Raw genomic sequence first — 12,190 nt, forward strand, 5'->3', positions numbered from 1 at the left:
AAGATCCGCTTTCCTTTGCGTATCGGTCCGGGCAGGGCCGGTTGCATGACTAGCGAAACAGTAACAGGACCGCACCGCCCGCCGTCGGACGGTCGAGGTGCGCCCGCTGCGGCCGACAGGTTCTACCGAGACTTCTTCGTTACCATGGGGTCTAGTCCCTTCCGCCCGGTCACCGGGCTTGACCCAACCAACGTTAGGTTCTCGAGTGCGCTTTCCTTTTGCTGTTCCCGTCATGGTGATCGGCACGCTGCTGGTATTGCTGGGAATCGGCCAGCTCACGTGGTGGGCGCCGCCCGCCACTGTGACTGTTGCGGTTCCGGCAGATGCCCCGAGCGGCCCGGTCACCGTCATTGACGCCGGTGCGAAGGAAGCAGATGCCGAGGACATCGACATCACGGTGGAGTCGGAGGGCGCTTTCACGCTCGCAGTGGGCAGGGCGTCCGACGTCGATGCCTGGGTGGGTGAGGCTGCCCACCTGACCATCACCGGCGTAGGCGAGAATGAGCTTCAGACTGAGTTCGCCGAAGGTGAAGACACGGTTCCCAACCCCAGCGGTGCGGACCTGTGGACGAGCGAGGAGACCGCCGAAGGCACCCTGACTCACCGCTGGCTCGATCCGGGAGAGGGCGAATGGTCCATCCTCATTGCCGCCGACGGCGAAGCGCCCGCACCAACCGCGATCTCAGTCACGAGCCCCAATGACACTGCCACACCCTGGGCTGTTCCACTGATCATTCTTGGCGCCCTGCTCTTGGTTCTCGGTATCGCGCTGCTGTTCGTCAGACCTCGTCGAAGCCGCCGTGAAGCCGTCGCTGCCGGAACCCGGGCGCATACGCGGCAGCAGAACCGTCGTCGCAACAACGGGCATTCTTTCGCCGTCCATACGGTCCGTCCGTGGTCGGTCCTGGGTCTTGCCGCCGTGCTCGGATTGTCGGGAACGGCAGTGAGTGCCGCATCGGAAACAGAATCAGCGCCGCCGGTTGAATCCGCTGCGCCGGCCGAGGGGACATCCGGGGAACAGTACCCAGTGATCCTCGACAGCCAGCTCGACCGGATCCTCGCCTCGGTCGCCACTGCAGTGACAGAGGCCGACGCCGCCGCTGATGCGACGCTCCTCGAATCGCGTGTCGCGGACGCAGCCGCCACGTTGCGCAGCGCCAATTATTCAGTCCGCTCAACGGCGGACGAGGTGCCCGCGCCGACGCCGGTAGCAGCCGATCCGGTCCTCACCACGATGATTCCCACCGGAAGCGACTGGCCCCGGACGGTCGTTGCCCTGACGCAGGGCGATGCCAACCCGGTGCCCCAGGCCCTGGTGCTGGTGCAGGAGGATCCGCGGTCGAACTACAGGCTTACCTCGTCCATCCAGATGTTGCCGGGCACCACCTTCCCCACGGCAGGGTCCCCGGAGGGTCTCAGTGAGTTGGCAGCGGATGCAGGCGAGGAGCTCGTGGCTTCCCCCGAAGACGCAGTCGCGGCTATCGCTGACTACCTGACCAGCCCGGACGGTGGGAACGCGGCCACCTTCGAACCGAATTCCTTTGCGGATGCGATCACATCATTCCAGTCCGATGTCGTTGCGGACGCAGGCAATGACTCGGCCGAGATTACCTTTACGCATGAGCCGGTGGCCGAGTACACCAAGGCAATCTCCACCGGTGACGGGGGAGCTATGGTGTTCGGTTACCTTGACCATACCTACAGCAGCATTCCCGAAGGACCGGGTGACTCGATCGCCCTCGAGGGAACGGTCTACGAGACACTCACCGGCGAGGAATCAACGGAGGACGGCATCGACGTCCGTTATGGGGAAGCCGTCATGATGTATGTTCCCGCCGCAGGCAGTGACCAGAAGATCACCGTGATCGGAGCAGCCCAGCAGTTGCTGTCCGCCGAGCTCCGCTAAGGAACAAGACTGCTGCAATTTCCTTTGCCCATCGATATTGCCCCAGTAATAAGGTGACAACATGACGATTCCCAATACACCCGGCGGCGCTGCGCCGTCGTCGATGAACCTCCGCGGAGCAGTCGACCTCTCCGCATTGAAAGCCCGTGCCCAGGCCCAGGCGTCAAGCGCCCCGACGGCTGCCCAGGGCGCCGGGGGCGCCGCAAGCCCGGGTGCCGGGAGTGCACCCGCCGGCGGCAGCCCCTACATTGTCGACGTCACCGAGCAGGTGTTCCCGCAGCTCGTGCAGCTCTCCGCGCAGGTGCCGGTGATTGTCGCCCTCGGCGCATCCTGGAGCGACCAGTCGTCGCAAGTCCTCTCCGCTCTCGAATCGATCGCTGTGGAGCAGGCGGGCCGGGTATTGCTCGCACGGGTCGACTTCGAAACGCAGCCGGGAATCGCGCAGGCGTTTCAGGCGCAGGGGGTTCCCACCGTCGTCGGTATCCTCAAGGGACAGCCTGTACCGCTGTTCGAGGGCGCACTCCCGGAAGCGCAGATCCGAACCTATGTGGATGAGTTGCTGAAGGTCGCACAGGCCAACGGCGTGAGCGGTTCGTTGAGCGATGCGCCAGGGGCCGGCCCGGCCGCCGGTGAACCGGCAGAGGAACCGCTTCCCCCGCATCACCAGGAGGCGTTCGACGCCATCGAAGCAGGGGACTACGCAACTGCTGCCGCGGCCTACCGCAAGGCGCTCGCCGAGCAGCCGGCCGATGCTGATGCAAAGGCGGGACTCGCCCAGGTGCAGCTCATGCAGCGCCTCCAGGATGCCGACGCCACTTCCCTGCGAACAGCGGCGGCGGACGCTCCTGACTCGGTTGAGGCGCAGCTTGCCGTCGCTGATCTTGACCTGTCCGGTGGGCATGTTGAGGATGCGTTCGCACGTCTCACCACTTTTATTGCGCGATCCTCCGGCGAGGACCGGGAGACGGCGCGCGTCCGTCTCCTCGAACTGTTCGATATTGTCGGCCCAACCGACCCTCGGGTGAACAAGGCACGCAGCGCCCTCGCCAGAGCTCTGTTCTAGCCTCAACCGGGTCCCGCTGCGCAGGGCAGCACCGGACTATCCCGCTGTGAAGCAGGGGTTTTTCGTCCTTTTGGATGAGGGGCGGACACCGGCTCCGTTGTTAGCGTTGACGCATGACCTCGCAGCCTGTTTCCTCACCCGCGCCTGCCCCGGAACCGCAGAAGCAGAAGCAATCCGCCAGCGCCGATGCGGCGGCCGGCCGACCGGCACTTGCCCTGAGGGGACTAGCCAAGCGTTTCGGCGACAAAATTGCTGTCAACGGCATTGACCTCGATGTGCCGACCGGATCGTTTTACGGCCTGGTCGGACCGAACGGCGCAGGCAAGACCACAACCTTGTCCATGGCCACGGGTCTGCTTCGTCCTGACTACGGTCAGGCCTGGGTGAACGGGGTCGATGTCTGGCAGGATCCGCTCGAGGCCAAGAGGCTCATGGGGATCCTGCCCGATGGCGTCCGGCTCTTCGACCGGTTGACCGGTGAACAGCTGGTGACGTATGCAGGCCTGCTGCGCGGGATGGACCGCGACGAGGTTGCAGAGCGGGTTGCGGACCTGCTCAAGGCGCTGGACCTGGCAGACGACGCCGGGACCCTCGTGGTGGACTACTCAGCCGGCATGACCAAGAAAATTGCGCTCGCCTCGGCCCTCGTGCATGCGCCGAGGCTCCTGGTGCTTGATGAGCCGTTCGAGTCGGTCGATCCTGTGTCTGCGGCGAATATCCGCGACATCCTTACCACCTACGTGCGCTCCGGTGGAACAGTGATCGTCTCGAGCCACGTCATGGACCTGGTCCAGCGGATGTGCGACCACGTTGCGGTCATCGCGGCCGGAACCGTCCTGGCCGCCGGAACAGTCGACGCGGTGCGCGGTGATGCGAGCCTCGAAGACCGGTTCGTGGAGCTCGTCGGCGGCCGAAACACGGCGGAGGGGCTGTCGTGGTTGCGCACCTCCTGAAACTCAAGCTCCTCCTCCTGCGCAACTCACTCCGCCGAAGCACCTGGCAGCTTGTCGGCGTGATCCTCGGGGGCCTGTACGGCTTGGGCCTGTTGGGGCTGGTCGTCGCGGGCCTGGTAACCCTCGGCGCTTTGGACCTGGAGCTCGTGCGGACCGTTGTGGTGCTGGGTGGGTCGGCCGCCGTGCTGGGCTGGCTGGTAATCCCGCTCGTGGTCTCCGGGGTGGACATGACGCTGGATCCCGCCCGCTTCGTCACCTTCGCCGTGCCCATGCGCCAACTCATGACGGGCCTTGCGCTTGGCGGGGTCATCGGCATCCCCGGCATCGTTACGCTGATCGCGCTCCTGACCCTGGCCGTCACCTGGATCCGCCATCCCGTCGCAGCCCTCGCGGCGATCGTGTGTGCTGCCGGTGCAATCCTTCTGTGCGTGGTCGGTTCCCGTTTGATTACGACGGCGGGCGCCGCCCTCGCGTCGTCACGTCGGTTCAAGGACCTCAGCTCCACCGTGGCGATCATCCCGCTGGTCTTGCTCGGCCCCATTTTCGCCGGCATCACGGCAGGATTCCAGAATTCCCCGGGGTTCGCCGGTGAGCTGGCACATATCCTCGCCTGGACACCGTTGGGCGTCTTCCTCGCCGTTCCTGCGGACCTGGCTGTGGGAGAGTGGCCTACTGCTCTGGCACGCTTTGCAATCGGGGTCGGCACCATATGCGTGATGGCGTTCCTGTGGCAGAAGAGCCTCAGTCACGCCCTGGTCACGCCGCCGCACAATGCAGTGACCCGCAAGGGGGCAGGCGACCTCGGTTTGTTCTCACGCTTCCCGGCGTCACCCACCGGCGCCGTCGCTGCCCGGGCCCTGACCTACTGGATGCGGGATCCGAGGTATGCGGCATCAGTGATCCTGGTGCCGCTGCTGCCGATTCTTCTCTGGTTCATCAGCGGTGAGTCAGGTGACCTGTCCCTGCTGAACTATCTCGGTCCGATCACTGCATTCCTGCTTGCCTGGTCCATCTCGGCGGATATCTCCTACGACAACACCGCCTTCTGGATCCACCTTTCGGCCGGGTTGAGCGGAAAGGCCGACCGCGCTGGACGTGCGCTTGCCCTGATGGTCTTTGCGACGCCCGTGGTACTCGTTTTCACTGTCGTTCCGCTTATAGTGAGCGGCTCACTGGCTGACCTTCCCATGATGCTCGGGCTCAGCGCCGGCGCACTCCTGACCGGTGCGGGCTTCTCCAGCGTCCTGTCGGCCCGCTATACCTACAACGTCCCGCTTCCGGGGGAGAGTCCGTTCAAGACACCCCCGGGAACCGGCTTTTCCATGCTCGCCATCCAGTTCATTGGCTGGGTGGTCCTGGCGGTGCTCCTGCTGCCTGAGCTCGGGTTCGCGATTGCGTATCTTGTGACCGGGAACGCCGTGTTCGGCTGGCTGACGCTGCTTACAGGGTTGGTCCTGGGGGCCGGGGCGCTGATCGGAGGTATACGGCTCGGCGGTGCCTGGTATGACAAACGGGGCCCGGAACTGCTGCAGGCGGTCAGCGTCAACAAGTGAGTCCCGGTCGGAGCTACTCATCGGCAGTAGGATGGATCCATGAGTACGCCAGCAGACCCCTTTGACGACAGTCCCTACGGTTCGCCTGGAGACTCCGGTACGTCCACGGCCACGATTGAGCGCGAAGAACTGCGCGAGGAGCTGGAACCTGGCGACCGGGAGCGGTTCGCCCACTACGTGCGCAAAGAGAAGATCATGGAGTCGGCCCTCTCCGGAGAGCCCGTCATTGCGCTCTGCGGCAAGGTGTGGACCCCCGGAAGGGATCCGGAAAAGTTTCCGGTGTGCCCAACGTGCAAGGAAATTTACAATTCAATGCGTCCCGGAGATAAGTCCTAGGGATACCGCATGACAGAACGTCCGCCGGGCAGGGCCCGGCGGACGTTTGCGCGCTCGTGAGGAAGCCATGTCACAATCCGAGGCTTTGCCGCGCGGCGGAGCAATGTCCGCATCGCTGAGGCCCCTGACCATCGGGGTTATCGCAATCATCACGTGCGCCGCGTTCGAGGCGATGGCGGTGGTCACGGCGATGCCCTCAGTCGCTCAAGAACTCGACGGCGTTTCCAGTTACGGGCTCGCGTTCTCGATGTACCTCACCGCGTCGCTGCTGGGCAGCGTCCTGGGCGGTATCTGGTGTGACCGGCGGGGGCCGCGTCCCGCGTTGGCTGCCGGCCTTGCACTGATGGTCGCCGGGCTGGCGGTGTCCGGTAGCGCGCCGGCTTTCTGGCTGATGACCTTCGGTCGGGCAGTGTCAGGCCTTGGGGGCGGCTTCATGATCGTTGCTGTCTACGTGATCATCGCCAAGGCTTACCCGCAGCGGATGCAGCCGGTTGTGTTCGGCTGGCTGGCGGCGGCGTGGGTAGTGCCCTCCCTGATTGGACCGTACGTCTCAGGCGTGCTGGCCGAACAGGCGAGCTGGCGCTGGGTCTTTCTCGGGGTTGCTCCCGTTGTGGTTGCCGCATTTCTGTTGGTCTGGCCGCGAACGGCCAGCCTGCGCGTGACCGCCGCCCGTGAACCACTTGACGCCCCGGCGCGAAGGAACGCCGCGACCGGGGTCCTGCTTGCCGGAGGGGTCTTCGCTGCACAGTACGCGCTGACGAAGATTGCTGCCGATGGTTTTGCCGATCCAGTTTCTGCCTGGCTCCTCGTTGCATTGGGAGTAGCCGGCTTCGCAGCTGCCGCCGTTGCTTTCCCTCGTCTCCTGCCTACCGGTACCGTGCGTCTCGCGCCCGGACTGCCGAGCGTCATTGCCACCCGCGGGTTGCTGACCGTCGCATTCTTCGGCGCAGAAGCCTTTGTTCCGCTGATGCTTGTCTCCGCCCGAGGCCTGGACGCCTCGACCGCTGGTTTGGCCCTCAGCGCTGCCGCCATCGGGTGGAGCGCAGGCTCCTTCGTGCAGGCGAGGGTGAGTTTCCGTCGCCAGTGGCTGCTCGTCATTGGCTCCACCCTCCTGTCCCTGTGCATCGGCGGTCTCGCCCTCGCCGCGGCGGCCGAGGTCCCTTTCTGGGTTCTCGTGCTCGTATGGCTTGCCGCCGGCTTTGCCATGGGACTGACGCTTTCCAGCACCTCGGTTCTCGTCCTGAAGCTGTCAGCGCCGCACGAGCAGGGGCGCAATTCGGCGGCGCTGCAGCTCTCGGACCAATTGGGAGGTGTCATAGGAACGGCGGGCGCCGGAGGGTTGTTCGCCCTCCTGCGGGACCCCGATGCACCCGGACAGGTGTCCGTGTTTGTTGCAATCTGGTTGGCTCTGTGCGTCTTTGCGGTAGTCGGTATAGTGGCCGGGTTGAGGGCCGCCCGCGGTGACCGGGAACCCCTTGCCGCAACAACAGATCCAGGAAAGGTGCCGTCCCAAGAGTGAGCAATAACGCACTGTTCGGAGCCGGCCAGACCCTTCCTCCCGCGTACCCGGAGCGTGCTGCCTGGGGCACTGCACCCAAGCTTCGACAGTGGCAGGAAGAGGCCCTCGCGAAGTATTTCGCGAACTCTCCCCAGGACTTCCTGGCTGTCGCGACGCCCGGCGCCGGTAAGACCACCTTCGCCCTGCGTGTCGCCACCGAACTGGTTGACCGGCGCATCGTGAATCGCATCGTCGTCGTGGCCCCTACCGACCACCTCAAGCGGCAGTGGTCAGACGCCGCAGCCCGCGTCGGCCTTTCGATCGACCCGAACTTCCGTAACGCGGACGGCCGGCATGGTGAGGGCTTCATCGGTGTCGCTGTGACCTACGCCCAGGTCGCCAGCAAGCCGATGCTGCACCGGGCGAAGACCGAGGCGGCGAAGACGCTGGTGATCCTGGACGAGATCCACCACGGCGGCGACGCACTGTCGTGGGGCGACGGTATCCGCGAAGCGTTCGAACCCGCAACCCGGAGGCTAGCCCTCACCGGTACCCCATTCCGCTCTGACACCGCGGCGATCCCTTTCGTGGAATACGCCGAGGACGCCGACGGTATCCGCCGGTCCCGGTCGGACTACACCTACGGCTATGGCGATGCCCTCCGGGACCACGTGGTCCGCCCGGTGATCTTCATGGCGTACTCGGGCCAGATGCGCTGGCGCACTAGCGCGGGCGAGGAAATGGCGGCGTCGCTGGGCGAAGCGGCCGTCACGAAGGACATCACGGCCCAGGCCTGGCGGACCGCCCTGAACCCGAACGGCGAATGGATCCCCGCTGTGCTCGCGGCTGCCGACCGGCGCCTTACTGAGGTTCGCCGGGCTGTTCCTGACGCCGGTGGTCTGGTGATCGCAACTGACCACGACGACGCCCGCGCGTACGCCGGACAGCTCAAGAAGATCACCGGTGAGTCACCCACTGTCATTCTCTCGGATGATGCCAAGGCCTCCGGAAAGATTGAGGAATTCTCGGCGGGCGAGACCCGCTGGATGGTCGCAGTCCGCATGGTGTCCGAGGGTGTCGACGTCCCCCGGCTGGCGGTGGGCGTGTACGCCACCTCCACTGCCACCCCACTGTTCTTCGCTCAGGCGGTGGGCCGGTTTGTACGTGCCCGACGGCGGGGAGAGACGGCGTCGGTCTTCCTGCCGTCGGTGCCCAACCTGATGATGCTGGCCAACCAGCTGGAGGTGGAGCGCGATCATGCGCTCGATCGTCCGGATAATAACGAGGACGGCTTCGCGCCCGAAGAGGCCCTCATGGAAGCCGCCAACCGGGAGGAGAAGGCCTCCGGCGAGCTGATGAAGCAGAAGTTCGAAGCGCTTGAGTCGCAGGCGGCGTTTGACCGCGTCCTGTTCGACGGAGGCGAGTTCGGCACGGGCGGCGAGATGGGCAGCGAAGAGGAGCTCGACTTCCTCGGGATTCCAGGCCTGCTCGACGCGGACCAGGTGGGTGTGCTGCTGAGGCAGCGCCAGCAGGAACAGCAATCACGACGACGACGGCCGGTCGCCGCCCACGAGCCGGCGGCGCCGGAAGTCGTCGATCACCGCCAGCTCACGGAACTGCGCGGGCAGCTCGCCAAGAACGTGTCGGCCTGGTCGGCCCGGTCCGGGATGCCCCATGGCGTCGTTCACACTGAACTCCGCAAGGCCTGCGGCGGTCCGGCCGTGGCCCAAGCCAACGAGGAACAGCTTCGGCGCAGGTTGAAGAAGCTGCAGGACTGGTTCATCGGCCGCTGACCGCCAGGCCGCTGTAGAGCAAGCCGCTGACGCCTAGGACGCTGTGGAGCAGGTTGAGTTGGACCCCGCCTGGTTCAGCCTACGAGGTCGACGCCGGCGTCCTCCAACTCGGCAAGCACCTCGCTGAGGCGGTCGGGGTGCACCGGACGGGTGTAGTCGACCAGCAGGCGCGTGGTGTAGCCGGCGCCCACGGCATCCAGGGCGGTGGCCCGCACACAGTAATCGGCAGCCAGACCTGCAATAGCCACTTCGTCCACTTCGTGGTCGCGCAGCCAGTCATCGAGCGAGACGGCGTCATCGGCAGTGACGGGTACGGCTGCGGCCAGTTTCTGCTCACCCGTTGGCACGAGGTCTTCGGGCGCGAGAACGCCCTCGAATCCGGAATATGCGGCCTCGTACTGTCCTTTCCGGAAGACTGCGTCGAGTCCTTCCGTGTCCAGATTCGGGTGGAACTGGGCGCCGGGCCGGTCGGCCACGCAGTGAACCGGCCAGGAGTCAACAAAGTCCGGATTGTCGGAAAAGTGCGAGCCCGGATCGATATGCCAGTCCTGGGTGGCGACGACGTAGTCGTAGTGGTCCCCCTGCGCGTCAAGGTAGTCACTGAGCGCCTGGGCGACCTCCGCCCCGCCCCTCACGGCAAGGGAGCCGCCCTCACAGAAGTCGTTCTGCACGTCGACGATGATCAGCGCCCGTGTCATTCGGACTCCTCCTCGAATTCGGTGGGAATCGCGGGCTCGCCGCGCTGGAGCCTCATCACTGATCCCGGCAGCTCGGCCATGGTCTCGCGGTGGCGTTCGACGGCGCGCTGCACGCCCTCGGGTCCGGTCCATCCGGGCAGGACTTCACCGTCGGTCACGAACTGCTGCAGCAGGGGGCGGTCATTGCCGTCGTCGTACGGGTGGCTACCGATGCCGATGACTTCCGCCACGGCGGTGCCGGACTCGTTGAGACGGCGCAGGGCGTACTTGCGGCCGCCCACCGACGCCTTGTTCTTGGCGGCCTTGGCCACTGAAACGAATTCGCCGTCGTCGTCCGTCCTGCTCACCAGCTTGTACACCATCCCTGCGGTCGGCGCGCCCGAGCCGGTCACGAGGGACGTGCCGACTCCGTAGGAATCCACGGGTGCGGAGGCAAGGAGGCCGATAGCGTACTCATCGAGGTCGGAGGTGACCACGATGCGTGTCTGGTGATTGCCGAGGTCATCAAGCAGCTGCCGCACCCAGCGGGCCTGCTCGACGAGGTCGCCGGAGTCGAGCCGTACCGCACCAAGGTCCGGACCGCCGGCCGCGACAGCGTTGCGGACACCCTGCTCGACGTCGTACGTATCCACGAGCAGTGAGGTTCCCTTACCGAGGGCGGCAACCTGCGCGGCGAAGGCCTCCGGCTCGGAGTCGTGGAGCAGCGTGAAGGAGTGCGCTGCCGTGCCGACGGTGCGGATTCCGTAGCGGCGTCCCGCTTCGAGGTTGGAGGTGCTGGCGAAACCGCCGATGATGGCTGCGCGTGCGGCTGCCACCGCGGATTCCTCCTGGGTGCGCCGCGAGCCCATCTCGATGCAGGGCCGCGTTCCGGCGGCACCGGTCATGCGGGAGGCAGCGGACGCGATGGCGCTGTCGTGGTTGAGGACGGAGAGCAGGTAGGTCTCAAGGATGCAGGCCTCCGCGAAGCTGCCCTCGACGATGAGGATGGGGGAGGAGGGGAAGTAGGCCTCACCCTCTGCGTACCCCCAGATATTGCCTGTGAATCGGAAATCGGAGAGCCAGCCGAGCGTGGCGTCATCGACGACTCCGGCAGCGGAAAGCGCGTCCAGCTGTGCCTGTTCGAAGCGGAAATGCCTCAACCCCTCCAGCAAGCGGCCGGTGCCGGCCACGATACCGTAGCGGCGGCCCTCCGGCAGGCGTCGGGTGAAGACTTCGAAGACTGACTTGCGGTGCGCGGCTCCCGAATGGAGGGAAGCCTGCAGCATGGTCAGCTCATAGTGATCCGTGTAAAGAGCGGAGTTCGGGTGCTGCCAGGTTCGGTGTGGGCTCACAGGAAAACTCTAGCCCTGCAGTTGCTGCGTGAGTACCGCGATGGAGCCGTGAGCGGATCAGCCAGTGGCGGCGAGGTAGGGCGGCGAGGTGGGCGGCGGAGTGGAGCGGGCGGGACGGACGGGCCTGCCAACCTACAATGGGGACCATGAGTGTTGGCGTTGTTCCCGAAACCCATCAGGCTGAGGAAACGGAAGAGGACTCGCTGACCAGCAGCGATGTTCCGTGGGTGGTCATCGTCTGGAATGACCCGGTGAACCTGATGAGCTACGTGACCTACGTCTTCCAGACCTACTTCGGTTACAGCGAGGCGAAGGCCCGCACCCTCATGCTCGAGGTGCACGAGCAGGGCAGATCGGTGGTCTCCACGGGATCGCGTGAACAGGCCGAACGGGACACCGTGGCGATGCACTCGTACGGCCTGTGGGCCACTTTCCAGACAGCGGACGCGTAGGGAGCGGCAGTGGCCAGGGCATTTCGTAAGACACGGCGCGGTATCACCGGGGAGTTCGAATCCGGGGAGGTGAGGCTGCTGCGGCGGCTATTCGCCGACGTCGTGCAGCTGCTTGAGCCGGAGAAGCGGGAGAACGAGGATCCGCTGGCCGCATTGGTGGGCCTCGACCTGGAAGCGGTGAAGCCGGATGACAGCGCAGTGATCCGTCTGCTTCCGGATGCAGTGAGGAACGACGACGGCGAGGCGCTCGAATTCCGGCGCCTCACCGAGCGCTCGCTCCGGGAGGAGAAAGTCAGTGCCCTGCGCGGCGCGGCGCTTCTGCTGGAGAACACGCAGGTGGTCCTGAACAACGACCAGGCCCAGGTGCTGGCCCGCGCGCTCAACGACGTGCGGCTGGTGCTGGCCGACCGCCTCGACATCACATCCGAGGAGGATGCGGCACGGCTGCATGAGATCTCAGATCTCGAGGACGCCGAGGATCTCGAGTCCTACCTGGCCCTCGTCTATAACTTCGTGACCTGGGTGCAGGAGGGGCTGATGCAGGCGCTTCTCGCCTCTGTCGACGCTTCCGACTAGTCGCCCAAGAGCGGCCGCAGGCCGAGTGGAC

Annotated in this window: 11 protein-coding genes; 9 read left to right on the forward strand and 2 right to left on the reverse strand. The window is 65.5% G+C overall.

Annotation, left to right across the window (positions count from 1 at the left end; translation table 11 throughout):
- The first annotated feature begins 205 nt into the window (after positions 1-205).
- The 7 genes from AC5RU3_RS03750 to AC5RU3_RS03780 all read left to right on the forward strand — a co-directional run bounded on the left by AC5RU3_RS03750 (position 206) and on the right by AC5RU3_RS03780 (position 9,102).
- On the forward strand, positions 206-1,906 hold the full coding sequence (locus tag AC5RU3_RS03750) for a DUF8094 domain-containing protein (protein ID WP_309072211.1): 1,701 nt from the start codon (positions 206-208) through the stop codon (positions 1,904-1,906).
- 61 nt (positions 1,907-1,967) lie between these two features.
- Positions 1,968-2,969 (forward strand): tetratricopeptide repeat protein, encoded by a 1,002-nt coding sequence (locus AC5RU3_RS03755; protein WP_309072210.1) that lies wholly within the window; start codon positions 1,968-1,970, stop codon positions 2,967-2,969.
- 113 nt (positions 2,970-3,082) lie between these two features.
- On the forward strand, positions 3,083-3,922 hold the full coding sequence (locus tag AC5RU3_RS03760; protein WP_493964889.1) for an ABC transporter ATP-binding protein: 840 nt from the start codon (positions 3,083-3,085) through the stop codon (positions 3,920-3,922).
- Entirely contained in the window at positions 3,904-5,475 is a 1,572-nt protein-coding gene (locus AC5RU3_RS03765; protein ID WP_493964890.1) for an ABC transporter permease family protein, read from the forward strand. Before AC5RU3_RS03760 ends, AC5RU3_RS03765 begins: the two co-directional genes overlap by 19 nt.
- Before the next feature lie 39 nt (positions 5,476-5,514).
- Complete coding sequence (locus tag AC5RU3_RS03770; RefSeq protein ID WP_309072207.1) at positions 5,515-5,811, forward strand: DUF3039 domain-containing protein; 297 nt, start codon at positions 5,515-5,517, stop codon at positions 5,809-5,811.
- 67 nt (positions 5,812-5,878) lie between these two features.
- A complete protein-coding gene (locus tag AC5RU3_RS03775; protein ID WP_309072769.1) occupies positions 5,879-7,330 on the forward strand; it encodes an MFS transporter in 1,452 nt (483 codons plus the stop codon).
- Positions 7,327-9,102: a DEAD/DEAH box helicase gene (locus tag AC5RU3_RS03780; RefSeq protein ID WP_309123909.1), complete on the forward strand. Its 1,776-nt coding sequence runs from the start codon at positions 7,327-7,329 to the stop codon at positions 9,100-9,102. The genes AC5RU3_RS03775 and AC5RU3_RS03780 overlap by 4 nt, the downstream gene beginning before the upstream one ends.
- 74 nt (positions 9,103-9,176) lie before the next feature.
- Here the strand turns inward: AC5RU3_RS03780 and AC5RU3_RS03785 are convergent, their stop codons facing one another.
- Positions 9,177-9,800, reverse strand: a complete 624-nt coding sequence (locus AC5RU3_RS03785; RefSeq protein ID WP_309071080.1) for an isochorismatase family protein — start codon at positions 9,798-9,800, stop codon at positions 9,177-9,179.
- Positions 9,797-11,131 carry a nicotinate phosphoribosyltransferase gene (locus AC5RU3_RS03790; RefSeq protein ID WP_309071081.1) on the reverse strand — a complete coding sequence of 445 codons (1,335 nt, stop codon included), beginning with the start codon at positions 11,129-11,131 and terminating at the stop codon, positions 9,797-9,799. Before AC5RU3_RS03790 ends, AC5RU3_RS03785 begins: the two co-directional genes overlap by 4 nt.
- A 146-nt stretch (positions 11,132-11,277) precedes the next feature.
- Between AC5RU3_RS03790 and clpS the strand changes: the two genes are divergently transcribed.
- Both clpS and AC5RU3_RS03800 read left to right on the forward strand, forming a co-directional pair.
- Positions 11,278-11,583: an ATP-dependent Clp protease adapter ClpS gene (clpS, locus tag AC5RU3_RS03795; RefSeq protein WP_309071082.1), complete on the forward strand. Its 306-nt coding sequence runs from the start codon at positions 11,278-11,280 to the stop codon at positions 11,581-11,583.
- Positions 11,584-11,592: 9 nt separating this feature from the next.
- Positions 11,593-12,159, forward strand: coding sequence for a DUF2017 domain-containing protein (locus AC5RU3_RS03800; RefSeq protein ID WP_309071083.1), 567 nt, complete (start codon positions 11,593-11,595; stop codon positions 12,157-12,159).
- The last annotated feature ends 31 nt before the right edge of the window (positions 12,160-12,190 follow it).

The sequence above is a fragment of the Arthrobacter sp. MDB1-55 genome, from assembly GCF_059092925.1.

Coding starts and splice junctions, on each gene's coding strand:
- AC5RU3_RS03755 (WP_309072210.1), top strand. CDS start 1,968: ATGACGATTCCCAATACACCCGGCGGCGCTGCGCCGTCGTCGATGAAC.
- AC5RU3_RS03760 (WP_493964889.1), top strand. CDS start 3,083: ATGACCTCGCAGCCTGTTTCCTCACCCGCGCCTGCCCCGGAACCGCAG.
- AC5RU3_RS03770 (WP_309072207.1), top strand. CDS start 5,515: ATGAGTACGCCAGCAGACCCCTTTGACGACAGTCCCTACGGTTCGCCT.
- AC5RU3_RS03775 (WP_309072769.1), top strand. CDS start 5,879: ATGTCACAATCCGAGGCTTTGCCGCGCGGCGGAGCAATGTCCGCATCG.
- AC5RU3_RS03785 (WP_309071080.1), bottom strand. CDS start 9,800: ATGACACGGGCGCTGATCATCGTCGACGTGCAGAACGACTTCTGTGAG.
- clpS (WP_309071082.1), top strand. CDS start 11,278: ATGAGTGTTGGCGTTGTTCCCGAAACCCATCAGGCTGAGGAAACGGAA.